We start from the raw sequence: 18,830 nt of genomic DNA on the forward strand, positions 1-18,830 counted from the left end.
CGTCACGCTACTGCCCCGTAGGGACCGACGACAGCCCCCAGGGGTGGGCCCTGGCCCACACCTGGGGGCGCGGTGCTGTGAGCGCGCACAAGCGGCTCGTCGCCGCGAGCGTGGAGCAGAAGCGCGGTCCGGGGCGGGGACGGGTCAGGAGTGCGGGCAGGTACCCCGGTACTCCTCGATGGTCAGGCTGGGCCGGGGGAGCGGGCAGAGGAACTGCTCGTACCGGGTGTCGTTGTCGATGAACCGCTTGAGCCACGAGACGCTGTACTTCGCGATCGTCGTGTCCGACGTGTTCGGGGTGAAGTGCGAGGCGCCGTTGAGCTCCAGGTACGCCTTGTCGAGAGAGCTCGGCAGACTCTCGTAGAACGGCTCCGAGTGCGAGGACACCGGCGCGACCGTGTCGCCGTCCGCGCCCACGACGAGGGTCGGGGTCTTGATCTCGGGCCACGTCTTGTCCGTGTTCCAGCCGGTCAGGGGGATCGCGGCCTGGAGCGAAGGCCGGCTCTTGGCCGCTTCGAGCGCGCCTCCGCCGCCCATCGAGTGCCCCATCACGCCGAGCCGGGTGCCGTCGATCCGGCCGCGGACCGCGCTGCGCTGGGTCAGGTGGTCGAGCGCCGCGAGGAGCTGACGGCCGCGGCTGTCGGGCTGGTCCATCGTGGTGTTCGTGTCGATGGTGAAGACGACGAAGCCCTGGGAGGCGAGCCGCGGGCCCAGCCAGGCGATGGACGACTGGGTCGCGGTGAAACCGGGCGAGATCACCACCGCCCCGAAGGTCCCGTCCGCGGTCGACGTGGGGTAGTAGACGGTGCCGCCGCCGAACCCGGTGACGGCGAGGGAGGAGACGCGGGTCTCGGCGACGGCGTACGGGCCGCGCGGCGCCTCGATGCTCGCGACGGTGGGCGCGGGGCCGCGCTCGTAGGGGTTGTCCGCGGCCCGGGCGCCGGGGGCGGTGAGTACCGTGAGACAGCAGACGGCCGCGGCGGCGGCGAGGTGTCGTTTCACGACGGAGTCGTCCTCTCGTGTCGTGTGCGGCGGCTCCCGAGGCGGCCGGGAGCGGCCGTGGAATGACTGGCCCGGTCAATGTCCGGGCAACGAGGGACGAAGGCATCGGCGAAATCGCCGGTCGTGGCGCGGCTTCGCCACCACTCCTGTGAGGCGTCTCTCCTGTGAGGCGTCTCTCCTGAGAGGAGCGTCCGGGCGCGGCCGGCCCCGGAACGCGCCGAATCCGGCACACCCTCGTCGGGATGTGCCGGATTCGGCCACCGGATGGGAGCCGTTCGAGCCTTTCCGGCTCTTCGCTCCGGCCTCTCCAGGCTCTCCGGGCTCTCCGGGATCTACGGGATCTACGGCTCTCCGGCTCTACGAGCTGTCGGGCTGCGCGGCCCGTCAGGCCATGAGCACCGAGTCGTCCTCGGGCCGCGCGCCCGGCAGGCGATGGCGGGCGGCGATCAGTGCCGTGTCCACATCGCGTGTGCCGGTGGAGACACACAGCGTGTACGCGATGTCGTCCATGCGCTGCCGTACCTCCGCGCTCCCGTTCTCCGCGTGCAGCACCCGCAGCGTCTCGTACTGCTCGATCAGGTTGCTCAGCACCGCAGGATGGGCCATCAACACAGTGCAACTCCCCTCGCCGTCAGGGCGCCGACCGCCCGGTTCGAACCGCCGCGTACCCCGGCTCTCCGTTTGTATGCGGGGCGTACGCGGGCTTGTACGGCGGGCGTACGCGGCCCCGAGAGCGGGGCGCGGGCCCGGAGCGGCTCGCTCCGGTGACTCCCACCCGTCTCCCTCCCGCCGATCACGCGGGGTAGGCTCGCCTTTATTGCCGTACGACAACGGTCTGTGCCGGAGGCGTACGGGAGGGGCGGTGTCCCGGCCGCGGGGCACGGCACTGTGCAAGCCCCTCGGCGACTGTCGATGAAGCCAACGAGGGTGGGTCATGTCCGAGACGACGATCAAGAGCTCCTCAGCGGCACGGCGGCCTGGACCGGCCGTCGTGGAGGAGCCGGAACTGCGGCAGCTCCTGGTGGGCCTCACCGCCGTACGGGACGGAGACTTCGGCACCCGGCTGCCGGACGACGCCGACGGTCTGATGGGTGAGATCTCCGCCGTGTTCAACGGCATGGTCGACCAGCTCTCCCTCTTCACCTCGGAGGTGACCCGCGTCTCACGGGAGGTCGGTACGGAGGGGACACTCGGCGGCCAGGCGGTCGTCCCCGGTGTCTCGGGCACCTGGGCGGACCTCACCGACTCCGTGAACGCGATGGCCGGCAATCTCACCACCCAGGTCCGCGACATCGCCCAGGTCGCCACCGCCGTCGCCAAGGGCGACCTCTCGCAGAAGATCGACGTGGACGCGCGGGGCGAGATCCTGGAGCTGAAGAACACCATCAACACGATGGTCGACCAGCTGTCCTCGTTCGCCGACGAGGTCACCCGCATGGCCCGTGAAGTGGGTACGGAGGGCATCCTCGGCGGCCAGGCCGACGTCAAGGGCGTCTCCGGCACCTGGCGCGACCTGACGGACTCCGTCAACTCCATGGCCGGGAACCTCACCACCCAGGTGCGGTCCATCGCGCAGGTCGCCACCGCCGTCGCCGAGGGCGACCTCTCGCAGAAGGTCAGCGTCGACGCGCGCGGCGAGATCCGGGAGCTGAAGGAGACCATCAACACGATGGTCGACCAGCTGTCCGCCTTCGCCGACGAGGTCACCCGCGTCGCCCGCGACGTGGGCACCGAGGGCAACCTCGGCGGCCAGGCCACCGTGCGCGGCGCCTCCGGGACCTGGAAGGACCTCACGGACAACGTCAACGTGATGGCGTCCAACCTCACCGGCCAGGTGCGCTCGATCGCCCAGGTCGCCAACGCCGTGGCCAGGGGCGACCTGTCCCGCAGGATCACGGTCGAGGCCAAGGGCGAGGTCGCCGCCCTCGCCGACACCATCAACACGATGGTGGACACCCTGTCGGCCTTCGCCGACGAGGTGACCCGCGTCGCCCGCGAGGTGGGCACCGAGGGCCGGCTCGGCGGCCAGGCCCGGGTGCCCAACGTCGCCGGCACCTGGAAGGACCTCACGGACAACGTCAACTCGATGGCGAACAACCTGACCGGGCAGGTCCGCAACATCGCCCAGGTCACGACCGCGGTCGCCAACGGCGACCTGTCCAAGAAGATCGACGTCGACGCCCGGGGCGAGATCCTGGAGCTGAAGACGACGATCAACACGATGGTCGACCAGCTGTCCTCGTTCGCCGCCGAGGTCACCCGCGTGGCCCGTGAGGTCGGCAGCGAGGGCCGCCTCGGCGGTCAGGCCGAGGTCGAGGGCGTCTCCGGCACCTGGAAGAGACTCACGGAGAACGTCAACGAACTCGCCGGCAACCTCACCCGGCAGGTCCGCGCCATCGCCGAGGTCGCGAGCGCGGTCGCGGAGGGCGACCTCACCCGCTCGATCACCGTCGACGCCTCCGGCGAGGTCGCCGAACTCAAGGACAACATCAACTCGATGGTCGGCTCGCTCCGGGAGACCACGCGGGCCAACCAGGAGCAGGACTGGCTCAAGTCCAGCCTCGCCCGGATCTCGGCGCTGATGCAGGGCCACCGCGACCTGGCGGTCGTCGCCGAACTCGTCATGGACGAGCTCACCCCTCTCGTCTCCGCCCAGTACGGCGCGTTCTACCTCGCGGAGGACGGACCCGACGGCATCGAGCTCGGCATCGTCGGCTCCTACGGCCGCCCCGCCGGCAGCCCGGCCGACCGCCGCTTCCGGCTGGGGGAGTCCCTCGTCGGGCAGGCCGCCCGCAGCCGCCGGATCATCGCCGCCGACGACGTCCCCGGCGACTACGCCACCATCTCCTCCGGACTCGGCAGCTCCACCCGCGGCAGCCTGATCGTGCTGCCGATCGTGGTCGAGGACCAGGTCCTCGGCGCGATCGAGCTGCTCTCCTTCACCCCGTTCACCTCCGTGCACCGGCACTTCCTGGAACAGCTCATGGAGACCGTGGGCGTCAACGTCAGCACGATCGTCGCCAACGCCCGTACCGACGAACTGCTCGGCGAGTCGCAGCGGCTGGCCGACGAGCTGCGGGTCCGCTCCGAGGAGCTCCAGGTGCAGCAGGAGGAGCTGCAGCGCTCCAACGCCGAACTGGAGGAGAAGGCGGCCCTGCTGGCCTCCCAGAACCGCGACATCGAGGCCAAGAACCTGGAGATCGAGCAGGCCCGGCAGGAACTCGAGGACCGCGCCCAGCAGCTCTCTCTGGCGTCGAAGTACAAGTCCGAGTTTCTCGCCAACATGAGCCACGAACTGCGCACCCCGCTCAACAGCCTGCTGATCCTGGCCCAGTTGCTCGCGCAGAACCCGACCCGCAATCTCACCGCCAAGCAGGTCGAGTACGCCGGCATCATCCACTCCGCGGGCTCCGACCTGCTGCAGCTGATCAACGACATCCTCGACCTGTCCAAGGTCGAGGCCGGGAAGATGGAACTCAACCCCGAACGGGTCGCGCTGCGGCAGCTCCTCGACTACGTCGAAGCGACGTTCCGTCCCCTCACCACGCAGAAGAACCTCGCCTTCACCGTCTCCACCGCGGCCGGCGTGCCCGTGGACCTCGTCACCGACGATTCCCGGCTGCGGCAGGTGCTGCGCAACCTCATCTCCAACGCCGTCAAGTTCACCGAGCGCGGCAGCGTGGAACTGCGCATCGAGCCGGCCGCGGACGACGAACTGCCCGGCACCGTGCACCGCGGCGGCGCCGTCGTCGCCTTCCGCGTCAAGGACACCGGCATCGGCATCGCCGGCGAGCACCTCGAAGCCATCTTCGGCGCCTTCCAGCAGGCCGACGGGACGACCAACCGCAAGTACGGCGGCACCGGCCTCGGGCTGTCCATCAGCAGGGAGATCGCCTATCTGCTCGGTGGCGCCCTGACGGCCGAGAGCGAGCCCGGGGAGGGCAGCACCTTCACGCTCTACCTGCCCGTCGCCCGGGCCGACTTCCAGCCCCAGGCCGCTCACGAGGACGGGCAGGGCGCCGAAACGGCGGAGCCCGCGGAGGTGCAGGCCGGTGCCCGCGCCGGCCGTCCCGCGCTGCCCGCCGCCCCGCAGGCACGCCAGCCCCGGCGCCTGCTGGTGATCGAGGAGCGCCCCCGAGGCCTCCTCTCACTGGTCGCCGAGAACGCCGTGGCCGAACTGGCCGACAGCCGGGACTTCACCGACCGGGGAGGCATCGAGGTGATGACGGCCGTGGGACCCCAGGAGGCCGCGACCGCCCTCGCCACCCAGCCCTTCCACTGCGTCGTCCTGGAACTCGACATGGCGGACGACGAGGCCCTGAACTTCCTCGACGCCATGGACGGGGACGCCGCCCTGCGCACCGTTCCCGTACTCGCCCACAACAACCGCAGGCTCACCGCCGAGCACGAGCACAGCCTGCAGTCACGCGCCCGCCAGCGGCCCCTGGAGCTGCTGTCCAGCCTCGACGAACTCCGTGAGCGGATCGCCCTGCACCTGCTCGCCGACCGGCCGGGCGACGTCGTCCCCCTGCTCCGCGGCGACCAGCGGCAGCCCGCCCCGCAGACCGTCGACGCCGCCCTGCACGGCCGTACGGTGCTCGTGGTCGACGACGACGCCCGCAACCTCTACGCCCTCAGCGGCATCCTGGAGCTGCACGGCATGAAGGTCCTGCACGCGGAGAACGGCCGCAAGGGCATCGACGCGCTCGCCGCCCATCCCGGCATCGACCTGATCCTGATGGACGTGATGATGCCCGAGATGGACGGTTACGCCGCCACCGCCGCGATCCGCCAGATGCCGGCCCATGCCGGACTGCCGATCATCGCGGTCACCGCCAAGGCGATGCCCGGGGACCGGGAGAAGAGCCTTGCCGCCGGCGCCAGCGACTACGTCACCAAGCCCGTCGACTCCGACGAGCTGATCGCCTGCATCCGCCGGTGGCTGTGCGCCGGGCAGTGAACCGCGTCCACAACCCGGCCCGCAGCGCGCCGCCCGCCCCCGACCGCACAGCCGTCGTGTACCGCCCGTCCGTCCCTCCGGCCCCCGAGGCCGTCCCACCCGAGGAGTCCGCGCCATGAGTGCTCCCCCCGACCACGGCGGAGACCCTGTCGCACGTCCCCTCGGCGACGGCACCCGGCCGTCGCCGCCCGCACCGGCAGCCGGGACCGTCCGGCCCGCCTCGGCAGGCGGGGCGGTGCCGGCGCCCCGGAGCGCGGCGGGCGGCGGCCCGCACGGCGACGCCGCCTCCTACCAGGAGGACGCCCTGTCGGACCAGCACTCCACCGTCGGCCGGCTGGCCGCGACGGTGGAACGGCTTCGCGGGGAGGTACGGGCCGCGCACGCCGCGGCCGACGGACGGGCCCTGATCGAACTGGCCAAGGGCGTGATCGTCGAGCGGCTGCGGTGCGGCCCGGCGCAGGCCGCCCTGCAACTCGCCGAACTCGCGGCCCAGGCCGGGCTCTCCCCCTTGGAGCTGGCCGCCGACATCGTCAACCAGGCCGCCCACGACCGCGTCGCCGAGGTCGCCGAGGACTTCGTCCGGCGTGCGGTCGGCGAACCGGAGGGCGGCGGACCGGACGGGGACGAGGGGTCCGGACCGTCGGTCGCCGTCCGGCTGCGCACGGCCGAGAGCGCCGCCCTGAACGCCGGCGACACCCAGGCGGTGGCCGAGTCCCTCCTCGCCCACGCGCTCGCGCCGCTGGGAGCCACGGCCGTCGCCGTGTGGACCGCGGGATCCGACGCCTCTCTCAGCCTCTGCGGCCACGCGGGCTTCGGCGCCGACGAACCCGCGCGCTGGCGCTACGTCCCCCCGGGGGTGGCGACCGCGGCGCGCCAGGCCCTCACCGAGCGCGGCACCGTCTGGTTCCCCTCGCTCGGGGCCACCGGCATTCCCTCCATCGGCTCCGCCCGGAACCCGGACGGCGGCCGCGTGGTGGTGCCCGCCGGAACCGGCGGACGGATCCTCGGCGTCCTGGAGATCTGCTGGCCCCAGCCGCTGGAGCGGCAGCCGCAGGCCGTGGAGCGCCAGATCGAAGCGCTGGCCGAGCTGTGCGCCCACACGCTGGACAACCTCGTCGGCGACCCGGGGCCGGCGCCCTCGCACGAGCCGCCGGGAGTCTCCGAACTGGTGGACCTCTCCGACGGCCTCTACGACCCCGCCCTCGTCCTCACCCCCCACCTGGACGCGGACGGCTATCTGCGCGACTTCCGCATCCACCATGCCAACGACCACTTCCAGGACCCGGCGGGCCGGCCCAGGAGCGCCGTCGACGGGTCCCTGCTCCTGGAGGCGTACCCCACGGCGGCCGGTCACAGCGAGCTCTTCGAGCGGATCGAGCGCGTCTACGCCACCGGCGAACCCTTCCGCGCCCGCCGTGCGCCGCTCACCGCCCTGGTGGACCAGGTGCCCCTCGCCTCCGCCGCCGACCTCAGCATCAGCCGCCACGGCGGCGGTGTGCTGCTCATCTGGCGCATCGAGGACGAGACGGCCCGGCTCGCGAGTCTGCTGCAGCACGCCCAGCGCCTCGGCCGCATCGGCGGGTTCGAGGAGAACGTCCTGACGGGCGAGATCACCTGGAACGGGCAGCTCTTCGACCTGTACGGCAGAGAATTCGGCGAGGCGCCCGTGCCCCTGCGGGACCTGGCCGCCCATGCCCATCCGGACGACGCCGACACCATCGGCCATTTCCTCCAGGCGGTCCTGCACCACCGGCGCGCGAGTTCGGCCGCCTTCCGCCTGCTGCGGCCCGACGGGGTGACCCGGCACATCCGGGTGATCGCCGAACCCGTCCTCGGTCCGGACAGGCGCCTCCTCGCCGTACGGGGTGCCTATCAGGACATCTCCTCGCAGCACTGGACGGAGGTCGCCCTGGCGGCGACCCGTGACCGGCTCGCCGTCACGGAGCAGGAGTCCGCGGAGCGCAACCGGCTGGCGCTCCAGCTGCAGCACGCCATCATGCCGCCCACCAGGGGCCCGCTCGACGCCCCGGGCCTGCAGATCGCGGTGCGCTACCGGCCCGCGGAGACGGAGTCCCTGGTGGGCGGTGACTGGTACGACGCCGTGGTGCTGCCGTCGAAGAAGGTCCTGCTGTGCGTCGGGGACATCGCCGGCCACGGCATCGAGGCCGCCACCGGGATGGTCGTGCTGCGCAACGCGATGCGCGGCCTCGCCGTGACCGGAGCGGGCCCCGCGCAGTTGCTCTCCTGGCTGAACATCGTGGCGCACCACCTCACCGAACAGGTCACGGCCACCGCCGTGTGCGGCGTCTTCGACCCCGAAACCCGTACGCTGCGCTGGGCCAGGGCAGGGCACCTTCCCCCCGTCCTGGTGCGCGGCACCGGAGCCACGACGCTGCCCCTGCTGAAGGGGCTGCTCCTGGGCGCCCTCGCCGAGGCCGAGTACGAGGAGGCGGAGATCCAGCTGGAGGCGGAGGACACGGTGCTGATGTACACCGACGGTCTGGTCGAGCGCCGGGACACGGCCGTGCACGACTCCCTGGCCCAGCTCATCGCCTCCGCTCAGGCGCCGGCCGACACCCTGGAACGCCGGCTCGACACCCTGCTGACCCACAGCAAGTCCGACACGGACGACGACACGTGCCTGATCGGGGTGCGGGTCTCCTGACCCCCGCCCCACCATCCGTTCCCTCACCCCCGAAAGCAGGACCATGACCGAGCGAGAAGCGAACCTGGACGTCGAGGTCGAGATCCGCGACACCGACACGGCGGTACTGGCCGTGGGCGGCGAACTCGACATCGACACGGCCACGCTGCTCCACCACCACCTGGCCAACCAGTTCGTGCACGGCCGCCGCCACCTCGTGCTCGACCTCTCCCGCCTGGCGTTCATGGACTCGTCCGGCCTGAACGTCCTGATCCGGGCGGCGCGCGACGCCCGCGAGTCCGGGGGTGATCTCCATCTCGTGGCGCCGACCCCGGCCGTACGGCGCATTCTGGAGATCACGGGCCTGACGATGACGACGCCCCTGCACGCCGATGTGGCGCAGGCGCTCGTGGCGGCCGGCCACGCGAGATAGTCCCGGACGGAACAGAGCGGAAAAAGAGAAGCGGGAGCACGTGGACGAGATCGCCATTGTCGAGCAGGCGCTGCGCCGGGCTGCTCCGCACATGCTGATGAGTGTCGTGGAGGAGGCTCTGCGGACGTACTACGGCGCCGTGGACGTGGAACTCCGGCTGGCCGACTACGGCCTGCGTTCGCTCCAGCTGGTGGGGAGCAAGCCCCACGCGGAGTGGTCCGTGCCCATCCACAGCAGCCCGCAGGGCCGTGCCTTCGGTGCCCAGGAGCCGTACGTGTCGAGCACGGCCGACTCCGTCCAGGCGCACCTGCCGGTCACCATCAGGGGAGACCGGATGGGCGTCCTGACGGTGACGGTGGCGAAGGACCACGACATCCTTCCGCAGCTGGGGGAGCTCCAGCACATCTGCGAGGCGCTCGGCCACGAGATCCTGGTCGCGGAGCGCGACACCGACCTGTACGTCCTGGCGCGCCGGGCCGCCCGGCTGACGCTGGCGGCCGAGATGCAGTGGCAGCTCCTGCCGGGCCGGTCCTGCGCCCGGCCCGAGTTCTCGCTCGGGGCCCACTTGGAGCCCGCCTACGCCATCTTCGGCGACAACTACGACTGGTCCGCGTCGGCCGACCACCTGACGCTGACCGTCACCAACGGGATGGGCGAGGGCATCGAGGCCGCCCTGCTGACCAATCTCGCCATCAACGCCCTGCGCAACGCCCGCCGCGCGGGCCTCGACCTCGCGGACCAGGCGGCGCTCGCCGACCAGGCCGTGTACGCGCAGTACCGCGGCCGGTCCTATGTCTCCGTCCTCCTGTTGCGCTTCGACCTCACCAGCGGAGAGGTGGAGGCCGTGGACGCCGGTTCGCCCCGGCTCTGGCGGCTGCGGGACCGCGCGGTCGAGAGGGTCTCGTTCGAGTCCCAGCTGCCGCTCGGGATGTTCGAGGACACCGTCTACGTCACCGAGCGCTTCACGGTGCTTCCGGGTGACCGGCTGCTGTTCGGGAGCGACGGGGTGTACGACGCGGCGTCCCCGGAAGGCGAGAGCTACGGCGAACGTGCCCTCGCCCGGGCGCTCACCTCGACGAGGCTGCTGCCTCCCACCCAGGTGCCGGGTGCCGTCCTGCGCGAGCTCTCGGCGTACCACGGGGGCAGCCCTCTGGAGGACGACGCGCTCGTGGTCTGCCTCGACTGGCGGGGCCGCCAGGACGACGCTCCGGGCGACGAGCGGCAGAGCGCGCCGCCGGAGTACGCCGACGCCTGACCGACCGGGCCCCTCCGCCTGCCGTCGCGGGGGCCCGGACCTCGGTGGTCCGCCCGGAATCACATGACCATGTGTCAATAGTTGCCGTCCGGCAAATGTATCCTTGGTGCAACACCTGGCTCGTGCCCGGGAGTGGACATGGCGTAGGCGACCAGAGGGTGACAAGTGGGACATGGGGCGCGTGACCGGACGACGATCACGGCAGGCGTTGGTCAGGCGGACCGGGCGTTCCCGAGCGGCGTGCTGCGGCGCGGAGTCGGGTTCTCCTTGTCCAACGCCTCCTGGAACCCGGTCAGTCCGCGCAGCAGCGCCTTGCGGGTCGTCGGCGTCATGGCGGTGATGACGGCCAGCAGGGACTCCTCCCGCTGGACCCGCAGGTCCCGCAGGTACGCCTTGCCCCGGACGGTCAGGTGCAGTTCGAGCTGCCGGCGGCTGACGGGACTGGGCAGCCGCTGCACGAACCCCAGCGCCTCCAGCCGGTCGCACATGCGGCTCACCGAAGGCGGCGCGGAGCCCAGCAGCTCGCCCAGGGCGCGGAGGTTGATGCCCTCCTCGCGGTCCAGGCTGTAGAGCACACGGAGCTGAGAGGCCGACACGGGCGTCGACGACACCATGTCCCGGCCGCGTTCCCACAACACCTCCAGGAGCTCGATGAGCTCCCGCGCTGCCTCCGTCGTCTCCTGCGGCTCCCGCTGAGACGGGGCGGGGTTCGTGTCCATGGCTACTGACACTCCTCAGGCGTCCGGGGCCGAGGCCGTCGGTCTCGCGACGCGCCGGTCATCTACATCTCTCCAGAAGGCGGTACGGATTCGGTGGATCGACGCGTGACAGTGGAACGCGCTCTGCGCGCGGCGCCGGCACACCGCCTCCTGGACTCCCTCCGTATCGATCTGGCACAGCAGTTCGCCGCGTTCTCCGCCGACCTCCTGCTCGTCGACTACGGCCTCACGGAACTCCGCCCCGTCGAGCCCGCGCAGGCTCCGGGCGGGTCGCAGCCCGTGACCGTGGAATCGGGGCCCGCGGGTCACGCCTTCTCCACACAGCAACCATATCTTTCCGGCGGAGACGGACCCACGGCGACCGCGTTCCTTCCTGTGACGGTTCGAGGCGATCGCTGTGGGGTTCTTGTGGTCGACCTGCCCGCGGAGCGGGCCACGCCGGAGACGACCGAGGACCTCGCCGCCATCGCCGAGATGCTCGGACACGCCCTGCGCGTCGCCGACCGCCACACCGACGTCTACCGGCGGACCCGCAGGGCGCGCGCCCTCAACGTCCCCGGTGAGATGCAGTGGGACCTGCTGCCCGGGCGGGCCTGCGTCGGCGAGGAGTTCGACCTGCACGCGTACTGGGAGCCGGCCTACTCCTCCGGCGGGCATGTCCTCGACTGGTCCGTGACGGGGGAGGAGCTCACCCTGGTCGTCGCCAACGGCGCCGGTCCCGGCACCCAGGCCGTCCTGGTGAGCAACCTCGCCCTGAACGCCATCCGCAACGCCCGCCGCGCCGGCCTCGACGTCGTCGGCCAGGCCAGCCTGACCGACCAGGCGCTCTACGGACAGTACAGAGGAGAGGGATGTCTCTCCGCCCTGCTGATGAGCTTCGCGCGCGCCACCGGTGAGGTGCAGGTCGTCGACGCCGGCTCACCGACGGTCTGGCGCCTCCGCGGCGCCGTCACCGAGCGGCTGGAACTGGAGCGCCAGCTCCCCCTCGGCATGTTCGAGGACACCGTCTACGCGGCCCAGCGCCTGTGCGTCCGCCCCGGCGACCGGCTCGTCTTCCTCGCCTGCGACCCCGCCGAGCCCGCCGGAGCGGGCGACGACGGCGCTCCGGACCTGCCGGTGGCCCGGGCGATCGAATCCACGCGGCACCTGGCCTGCGCGGAGACCCCCCGCTCCGTCGTCCGGGCGCTGCGGGAGTCCGGACGCGCGACGCCGGACGACATCCTCGTCCTGTGCCTGGACTGGCACGGCCCGGAACCACGCCAGGCCCGCCCCGTCCACATTTCTCGGATGTGAACGGAATGGAACGGGCGGGCATGGGAAAATGCGCCCGATGAAGCGAGGAACGAGCAGCCTCGTGAGGGAGGAGGGGCGATGGCCGAGGCGATCGCCAGGAGAAGCGCGGTGCGCCGACCGTCGCTGTGCGCGAGCGTGGACTACGGAGGGGCCGACGGCGGCGACGGCATGATCGCGTCGGCTCGTGACTTCACCGCCGACTTCCTCGCCGCCGCACCTGCCGCGGGAGGCGAGCCGGTCAGCCGGGAGCGCATCGATCTCGCGCGTCTCGTGGTCAGCGAGCTGGTGACCAACGCGGTGCGGCACGCACCGGGCCCCTGCCGGGTCACCCTGGAGCTGTTCGACGGCGCGCTGGAGATCTCGGTCTTCGACCACCTCGACGCCTCCCCGGTGCCCCGGGCGCACGACCCCCGCCGCATCGGCCAGCACGGCGTCGAGATCGTCGTGGCGGTCTGCGAGAGCGTGAGCGTGGAGCCGCAGCCGTCGGGCAAGCGGGTCCGGGCCCGCCTCTCCCTCGCGTGACCCGCTCGGGCGTGGTGGACTGGGGTGGCCGAAAATTTTTTTCTCCCGACGAGAATTTTTTGGCATGCCTCGCGGAAGTGGGGGTAGGCGAGGCCCTCACGGGGGATACGAGCAGCGACGGACGAGGGAGGTCATCAGAGTGCCGACTGAGGTGACGACGGAGACGCGGGCCGGTGTCGAGACGGGTGTGGGGGACCTTCCCGTACTCGAAGCTCCCCGCAAGGTCGCCCCGAAGGACGCACGTGAGCTGTCGAAGGTGTTCTTCGACAAGCTGGCGGTACTGGAGGAGGGGACCCACGAGTACCAGTACGCGCGCAACACGCTGATCGAGATGAACATGTCCCTCGTGCGCTACGCGGCCGGCCGGTTCCGGGCCCGCGGCGACGAGATGGAGGACATCGTCCAGGTCGGCATCATCGGCCTGATCAAGGCCATCGACCGGTTCGACCTCTCCCGTGAGGTCGAGTTCACCAGCTTCGCCGTCCCGTACATCGTCGGGGAGATCAAGCGCTTCTTCCGCGACACCTCGTGGGCGGTCCACGTACCGCGCCGGCTGCAGGAAGCCCGGGTGGAGCTGGCCAAGGCGACGGAGGAGCTGAGCTCCCGCCTCGGCCGCGCGCCGAGCGTGGCGGAGCTGGCGACCCTGATGAACCTCTCCGAGGACGAGGTGATCGAGGCGCGCATCGCCTCCAACGGGTACAACTCCACGTCCCTCGACGCCGCCGTCGGCCCGGACGGAGAGGACGGCGACGCGGCGCTCGCCGACTTCATCGGGGTGGAGGACCCGGCGCTCGAGCTCTTCGAGAACTTCCACACGCTCGCGCCCCTGCTGGAGGAGCTCGACGACCGCGACCGCCGCATCCTGCACCTGCGATTCGTCGAGGAGCTGACGCAGTCGGAGATCGGCAAGGAGCTCGGCATCTCCCAGATGCACGTCTCCCGGCTGCTCTCCCGCAATCTGGAGCGCCTGCGCAAGGGAATGCTCACCCAGGCGTAGACCCGAGCGGGTCACGTCGAGGGGCGAGCTCCCTTCCCGCATACGGAACGGCCTCACCAACCCCCTTCTGGTGAGGCCGTTCCGTGCTGGGCGGCCGGGCAAGCAGGCCCGGCGGGAGAGCGACAGGGGCAATGCTGTTCGGCGTAGGAAGCTCGGGGCGGCGACAGGAACCAGGGACAGGGTGTGGAAGGCGAACGGGGAACGACATGACCGAGGTGAGCGAGACCGGCCTGCGTCAGGGCGACGCCCTGCACGCCGTCGTGGAGTTCGATAAGGCACAGGGCGCCATCGCGGAGGCCCGGGACTTCACCGCCGCATTCCTCCACGGGGCGGCCGCGACCGGCCGCGGGCCGTACCCGGCGCAGGACGTCGACGCCGCCCGCCTCGTCGTCAGCGAACTCGTGACCAACGTCGTGAAGTACGCCCCCGGCCCCTGCCGGCTCGAACTCTCCCTGTACGCGGGGACACTGGAGATATGCGTCCTCGACACGCGCCCGGTGACCCCGGTGGCCCGCCCGCGAGACCCGGACCGGCTGGGGCAGCACGGCATGGAGATCGTCCTGGCGCTCTGCGACGGCGTCGAGACCGAGGCCGTGGCGCCCTACGGCAAGCGGGTCAGGGCGCGTCTCCCCTTGAGCTGACCCGCGCCCCGACCCGTGTTCCGTACGTGCCCTCTGCTCCGAACGTGCCCTCGGTCTCGCCCTGACCGCTGCCCCGGCCGGCAACCAGCCCCCGCCCCCACCTTCGCCCCGCGGAGCCTCGCCGCGCCTGGGCGCGGGGCTCCCTCCGTCTCTTCGACCCGGTGGCGCGACCGCCGCGCTCAGGTCCGCTCCTTGGCCCGGCGCCGCAACCGGCGCTTCAGCGCCTGCCGTTCGTCCTCCCGCAGACCGCCCCACACCCCGGTCACCTGACGGGAGTCGTCCATCGCCCAGCGCAGGCACGCCTCGCGCACGGGGCATCGCCGGCAGATCTCCTTGGCCTCCTCGGCCTGGATCAAGGCGGGTGCGCCGGTCCCCACCGGGAAGAAAAGGTCGGGGTCGACGTTCTGGCAGGCCGCGGATGCGCGCCAGCTCTCCATCGGTATCTCCTGTTCGTATACGACTGGTCGTGTCTCTCCTACTCGGCTCACCCGTGTGCGGTACTTGAAACTCCGTCACCCCGGCCGCGGATACTCATCGCCGCGCGAAGAAGTGCGGAGTCTCGGCCTCCCAGTCGATCCGCGCGGCCTCGCTCCCCTCCGGCACGGCGGCGTACGTCTCACTCAGCCAGTCCCGCAGGCCCGCGCGGTCGACGTCGACCAGCGCGAACGCCCCGGCCGCGCCCAGCCGCATGCGGACGCGCCCCTCCCTGCCGCCGCGGCGCAGCGGCCACAGCCGCACATCACCCTCGCCGCTCAGGACACGGGTGCCCGAGCGGAGCAGGTCCCGGGAGAACGCCCAGACGACGACCCTGCCGAGCGGCAACCGGAAGCCGATCCGAACCGCCCACGGGTCGTCGGGGTCGTACTCGAACGTCGCGGGCACGGAAAGGTCGACGCCTCCCTGCACCTGACGGGCCGTCGTGTGCCAGGCCCGCACCGGAGGCGTCAGCCTTCGTTCCGCGGTCTCGGGTCGGTTCGGTTCGGACATCGTCACCACTTCCCTCGGGGAGATCGCGCTGCCTGAGCGGCGCCGTGCTCCTCCCCTCGTAACCGCCGACGGCGAATTCACGCACCGATCCGGTAAAAGGCGGGTGAAAGGTGGAAGGAGTCCCCGGGGTTGACGTCTCAGACGTAGGTGACCGTCACCCGCTCGAAGCCGAGCGCGCGCAGCATCCCCTCCAGCATGGCCGTGGTGTTCTTCTCGGCCCGCAGGGTCAGATCGCTCTCCCGCGCGGCCTCGCCGATGCGCTCGGCGGCGCGCGCGTGTACGGCCCGCTCGTCGGCGGGGTTGTCGGAGAACAGGTCGCCCAGCCGGTCCAGGAGCCCACGCTGCTTGGAGACCGCGTACGACTTCTCCGGGTCGAGCGACGGCTCGTCGAGCCGCGCGTGCGGCAGGCGCAGCGTGGCCGAGGTGCGCTTCTCGTCCACCGTGACGCTGTCCTGGCCGACGGCGCCCAGATCGACATAGGCGCCGACCGTGCCACTGGCGACGAAGAGCGTACGGGTGCCCCGGATCGCGTCAGGAAGGAGCCGCGCGTCCTTCTCCAGGTCCACCACGATCTGGAAGTTCCCGGCGGCACCTTCGTAACGGTGCATGTCCTGGACGGATTTCAGCAGCGCCGGGCCCGAACGGTCCTTCGTCTCCAGACCGATGACCCCGCCGAGACCGGGGAAGAGGCCGGACCGCCCGAGGAGGACGACCAGGAGCGCCCCCACCAGGAGGGCGACGGCCACGACCGGCAGACCGGCCGCACGCGCGCGGGCCCGCGGCTCGCGCGGGGGAGTCCCCTCACCTTCTCGCATCCTCTCCGCATGCCCCCGGCACGCGCCTTCATCCCCGGGGCGCGCCCTCAAGGCCGGTGGACGCGAAGGTCGGACACCTCGAAGGACATCTCCGACGTGCCGGGCTCGGGAGGCGGGTGGTGGCGCCCGGCGCAGACGGACAGGTTGACGATGAGATACGCCCGCCACCGGCGGCCCACCCCCCGCCGGTCGGCGAACACCCGCTCACCGTTGACGTGCCACACCACGGAGCGGGCACCGAACTCGACCCTCAGGTCCACCCACGCGCCGGGCCGGATCGAGGGATCCCGGTAGTAGAGGTGTCCTCCGCGCACCCGGTTCGACAGCTCCAGCAGATCGGGGTTGTCCGGGTGGTACTCGAAGACGTCGATCTCCTGGTCGCCGTCGCGCCAGGTCCAGATCGCCGGCCAGGCGCCCAGCTCCTCCGGCAGCCGTACCCGCGCCTCCAGGATGTCACCGGCCCGGACCATGAAGCCCTCCGCGCTGCCCTCCGTCGTGAGCAGGCCGGCGTTCCAGTTGCCGTCGGTGCGCCGGGTCGCCAGGAACCGCCCCGAGCGGCTGTACGCGGCGTCCTCGACGAGATGGTCGAGTTTGTCGTCCCCCGGATTGGTCGGACCGCCGTTCGGATAGGCCCAGGACCGTCCGGCGACCCACTGCTCCGTCGAGGCGAAGTCCGCCGTGAAGACCGGCTCCCCGGTGCGGGGCGCGCCGTCGGAGGTGGCCCCGCCCTGTCGGCGCCGGAGCCGTTTCAGCCGGTCGATGATCTCCCTCAGCATCGTGACTCCTCTGCCCCGCCGGTACGAAATGTCCGAACGGGTTCTGCCCGCTCCGCGCCGCACCCACACGAGACTGCTCACTCTGTGGCGTCAACTCGTCACGGTCAGGGAGAAACGCAGGTCTTGGTGGTCTTGCGAGTTTCCGATCCGGGTGCGTGGACAGAGGCAGCAACCAAAGAGTCCGACCGAGGGGTGGAGATGTGCGCAGCGTAGGTGTCGAAGAGGAACTTCTGATCGTGGACGCGGACAGCGGTGCGCCGCGCGCGCTCGCCGGCGCCGTCCTGGCGGCGGCGGAACGCGCCGCCGACCGCGAGAGCCGGGACGACGACCGCGACTTCGAGAAGGAACTCCAGAAGGAGCAGCTGGAGTTCGCGACCAAGCCGGTGACCAGCATGGACGAGCTCCAGGAGGAGATCGTCCGGTGGCGCCGCGAGTCGGCCCGCCACGCGGCGACCGTCGGCGCGGTCGTCACCGCGATGGGGACCTCACCGCTGCCGGTGAGCCCCTCGCTCAACGTGGGGGAGCGGTACGAGTGGATGGGCCGGCAGTTCGGTCTGACCGCGCAGGAACAGCTGACCTGCGGCTGCCATGTGCACGTGTCGGTCGAGTCCGACGAGGAAGGCGTCGCCGTACTGGACCGCATGCGGCCCTGGCTCCCCGTTCTCCTGGCGCTGAGCGCGAACTCGCCGTACTGGCAGGGCGAGGACAGCGGTTACGGCAGCTATCGCAGCCGGGTGTGGAACCGATGGCCCTCGGCCGGCCCGGTGGACGTCTTCGGCTCCGCGGACCGCTACCACGAGCAGGTCAAGGCCATGCTCGACACCGGAGTCCTGCGCGACCAGGGGATGATCTACTTCGACGCCCGGCTGTCCGCGTCCTATCCCACGGTCGAGGTGCGGGTGGCCGACGTATGCCTGGAGGCGTCCACGCCGGTCCTGCTGGCGGCCCTGATACGCGCCCTGGTCGAGACGTCGGCGCGCGCCTGGAGGGAAGGGCAACCGCCGCCCCGGATCGGCACGAGCCTGCTGCGGCTCGCCTCGTGGCGGGCCGGCCGCTCCGGTCTGGACGGCCCCCTCATCCACCCCGAGACGATGCGGGAGGCACCGGCCGAGAGCGTCGTCCAGGCGCTGTACCGCCATGTGGAGCCGGCCCTGGAGGACCTGGGCGACGCCGAGCGGGTCCGGAAGGGCATCGCCGACCTGCTGGCACGGGGCAACGGCGCCCGCGTCCAGCGGGAGCTGCTGCGCACGGAGGGCAGCCTCGCCGCGGTGGTCGCCGGCTGTGCACGCATCACCACGGCCGGCGCGGACGGTTCGCCGTCCTGAGGGGCATCTCGGGGGCGTCCCACGCGTTTGGATCCGGCCGTGGCGCGCATCCGATGGAGGAAGGAAAACGAGGCAGAAAGCCAAGCCCAGAAGGAGGACCACCATGGGCATCATCGCCTGGATAGTCATCGGACTGCTGGCCGGTCTGATCGCCAAGGCTCTCATGCCGGGCAGGGACCCCGGCGGGCTCATCATCACCATGCTGATCGGCATCGCCGGCGGGCTGCTCGGCGGCTGGCTGGGAAAGGTGCTCTTCGGTGTCGAGTCGATCGACGGCTTCTTCGAGCTGTCCACCTGGATCGCGGCCATCATCGGCTCGATGATCCTGCTCGCCCTCTACCGGCTGTTCACCGGTGGGCGGACGCGCCGGCACGCCTGACGGTGCCGGTAGGGACCGCGCCGTGCGGCTCCGACCCCTCCGTGCGTGCTTCCGACATGCTGGAACTCACCCCGTACTGTTC

17 protein-coding genes are annotated in these 18,830 nt (G+C 71.4%); 10 read left to right on the forward strand and 7 right to left on the reverse strand.

The features are described 5' to 3' along the window. Positions 1–144 precede the first annotated feature (144 nt). Positions 145–1,002, reverse strand: coding sequence for a bis(hydroxyethyl) terephthalate hydrolase (bdeA, locus tag ACWDX6_RS28515; RefSeq protein ID WP_451487756.1), 858 nt, complete (start codon positions 1,000–1,002; stop codon positions 145–147). A gap of 384 nt (positions 1,003–1,386) precedes the next feature. Further along, the gene (locus tag ACWDX6_RS28520; protein WP_356889324.1) at positions 1,387–1,614 is read right to left on the reverse strand and encodes a DUF5133 domain-containing protein; all 228 of its coding nucleotides are present in this window, start codon (positions 1,612–1,614) and stop codon (positions 1,387–1,389) included. Positions 1,615–1,936: 322 nt separating this feature from the next. Between ACWDX6_RS28520 and ACWDX6_RS28525 the strand changes: the two genes are divergently transcribed. The 4 genes from ACWDX6_RS28525 (at position 1,937) to ACWDX6_RS28540 (ending at position 10,294) form a co-directional block, all read left to right on the forward strand. After that, positions 1,937–5,962, forward strand: a complete 4,026-nt coding sequence (locus ACWDX6_RS28525; protein WP_451487757.1) for a HAMP domain-containing protein — start codon at positions 1,937–1,939, stop codon at positions 5,960–5,962. 115 nt (positions 5,963–6,077) lie between these two features. After that, positions 6,078–8,627 (forward strand): SpoIIE family protein phosphatase, encoded by a 2,550-nt coding sequence (locus tag ACWDX6_RS28530; protein ID WP_451487758.1) that lies wholly within the window; start codon positions 6,078–6,080, stop codon positions 8,625–8,627. 43 nt (positions 8,628–8,670) lie between these two features. Next, positions 8,671–9,039 (forward strand): STAS domain-containing protein, encoded by a 369-nt coding sequence (locus tag ACWDX6_RS28535; protein ID WP_451487759.1) that lies wholly within the window; start codon positions 8,671–8,673, stop codon positions 9,037–9,039. A gap of 40 nt (positions 9,040–9,079) precedes the next feature. Further along, positions 9,080–10,294 (forward strand): PP2C family protein-serine/threonine phosphatase, encoded by a 1,215-nt coding sequence (locus ACWDX6_RS28540; protein WP_451487760.1) that lies wholly within the window; start codon positions 9,080–9,082, stop codon positions 10,292–10,294. Positions 10,295–10,506: 212 nt separating this feature from the next. Here the strand turns inward: ACWDX6_RS28540 and ACWDX6_RS28545 are convergent, their stop codons facing one another. After that, positions 10,507–11,013 (reverse strand): MarR family winged helix-turn-helix transcriptional regulator, encoded by a 507-nt coding sequence (locus ACWDX6_RS28545; RefSeq protein WP_451487761.1) that lies wholly within the window; start codon positions 11,011–11,013, stop codon positions 10,507–10,509. Positions 11,014–11,118: 105 nt separating this feature from the next. Between ACWDX6_RS28545 and ACWDX6_RS28550 the strand changes: the two genes are divergently transcribed. The 4 genes from ACWDX6_RS28550 (at position 11,119) to ACWDX6_RS28565 (ending at position 14,466) form a co-directional block, all read left to right on the forward strand. Next, a complete protein-coding gene (locus tag ACWDX6_RS28550) occupies positions 11,119–12,306 on the forward strand; it encodes a PP2C family protein-serine/threonine phosphatase (protein WP_451487762.1) in 1,188 nt (395 codons plus the stop codon). A 78-nt stretch (positions 12,307–12,384) separates the two neighbouring features. Then, entirely contained in the window at positions 12,385–12,828 is a 444-nt protein-coding gene (locus ACWDX6_RS28555) for an ATP-binding protein (RefSeq protein ID WP_451487763.1), read from the forward strand. Positions 12,829–12,961: 133 nt separating this feature from the next. Beyond that, entirely contained in the window at positions 12,962–13,825 is an 864-nt protein-coding gene (locus tag ACWDX6_RS28560; protein WP_451487770.1) for an RNA polymerase sigma factor SigF, read from the forward strand. Between the two features lie 206 nt (positions 13,826–14,031). Beyond that, entirely contained in the window at positions 14,032–14,466 is a 435-nt protein-coding gene (locus ACWDX6_RS28565; RefSeq protein ID WP_451487764.1) for an ATP-binding protein, read from the forward strand. 179 nt (positions 14,467–14,645) lie between these two features. On the opposite strand, the gene ACWDX6_RS28570 is transcribed toward ACWDX6_RS28565, so the two are convergent. The 4 genes from ACWDX6_RS28570 to ACWDX6_RS28585 form a co-directional block, all read right to left on the reverse strand. Continuing rightward, positions 14,646–14,903, reverse strand: coding sequence for a WhiB family transcriptional regulator (locus ACWDX6_RS28570; protein WP_451487765.1), 258 nt, complete (start codon positions 14,901–14,903; stop codon positions 14,646–14,648). Between the two features lie 94 nt (positions 14,904–14,997). Then, complete coding sequence (locus ACWDX6_RS28575) at positions 14,998–15,453, reverse strand: SsgA family sporulation/cell division regulator (protein ID WP_451487766.1); 456 nt, start codon at positions 15,451–15,453, stop codon at positions 14,998–15,000. A gap of 137 nt (positions 15,454–15,590) precedes the next feature. Further along, positions 15,591–16,268, reverse strand: coding sequence for a DUF4230 domain-containing protein (locus tag ACWDX6_RS28580; RefSeq protein WP_451487767.1), 678 nt, complete (start codon positions 16,266–16,268; stop codon positions 15,591–15,593). Between the two features lie 47 nt (positions 16,269–16,315). After that, a complete protein-coding gene (locus ACWDX6_RS28585; RefSeq protein ID WP_451487768.1) occupies positions 16,316–17,044 on the reverse strand; it encodes a beta-glucanase in 729 nt (242 codons plus the stop codon). A gap of 200 nt (positions 17,045–17,244) precedes the next feature. On the opposite strand from ACWDX6_RS28585, the gene ACWDX6_RS28590 reads away from it, so the two are divergent. Continuing rightward, entirely contained in the window at positions 17,245–18,369 is a 1,125-nt protein-coding gene (locus tag ACWDX6_RS28590; protein ID WP_451487769.1) for a glutamate--cysteine ligase 2, read from the forward strand. Between the two features lie 103 nt (positions 18,370–18,472). After that, entirely contained in the window at positions 18,473–18,748 is a 276-nt protein-coding gene (locus tag ACWDX6_RS28595) for a GlsB/YeaQ/YmgE family stress response membrane protein (RefSeq protein WP_403294189.1), read from the forward strand. The last annotated feature ends 82 nt before the right edge of the window (positions 18,749–18,830 follow it).

Source organism: Streptomyces sp. NPDC003027 (genome assembly GCF_053591435.1).

What these genes read in the sequence shown, in the direction of transcription:
- ACWDX6_RS28525 (WP_451487757.1), top strand. Translation starts at nt 1,937, where the DNA reads ATGTCCGAGACGACGATCAAGAGCTCCTCAGCGGCACGGCGGCCTGGA.
- ACWDX6_RS28530 (WP_451487758.1), top strand. Translation starts at nt 6,078, where the DNA reads ATGAGTGCTCCCCCCGACCACGGCGGAGACCCTGTCGCACGTCCCCTC.
- ACWDX6_RS28535 (WP_451487759.1), top strand. Translation starts at nt 8,671, where the DNA reads ATGACCGAGCGAGAAGCGAACCTGGACGTCGAGGTCGAGATCCGCGAC.
- ACWDX6_RS28545 (WP_451487761.1), bottom strand. Translation starts at nt 11,013, where the DNA reads ATGGACACGAACCCCGCCCCGTCTCAGCGGGAGCCGCAGGAGACGACG.
- ACWDX6_RS28555 (WP_451487763.1), top strand. Translation starts at nt 12,385, where the DNA reads ATGGCCGAGGCGATCGCCAGGAGAAGCGCGGTGCGCCGACCGTCGCTG.
- ACWDX6_RS28565 (WP_451487764.1), top strand. Translation starts at nt 14,032, where the DNA reads ATGACCGAGGTGAGCGAGACCGGCCTGCGTCAGGGCGACGCCCTGCAC.
- ACWDX6_RS28570 (WP_451487765.1), bottom strand. Translation starts at nt 14,903, where the DNA reads ATGGAGAGCTGGCGCGCATCCGCGGCCTGCCAGAACGTCGACCCCGAC.
- ACWDX6_RS28575 (WP_451487766.1), bottom strand. Translation starts at nt 15,453, where the DNA reads ATGTCCGAACCGAACCGACCCGAGACCGCGGAACGAAGGCTGACGCCT.
- ACWDX6_RS28580 (WP_451487767.1), bottom strand. Translation starts at nt 16,268, where the DNA reads ATGCGAGAAGGTGAGGGGACTCCCCCGCGCGAGCCGCGGGCCCGCGCG.
- ACWDX6_RS28585 (WP_451487768.1), bottom strand. Translation starts at nt 17,044, where the DNA reads ATGCTGAGGGAGATCATCGACCGGCTGAAACGGCTCCGGCGCCGACAG.
- ACWDX6_RS28595 (WP_403294189.1), top strand. Translation starts at nt 18,473, where the DNA reads ATGGGCATCATCGCCTGGATAGTCATCGGACTGCTGGCCGGTCTGATC.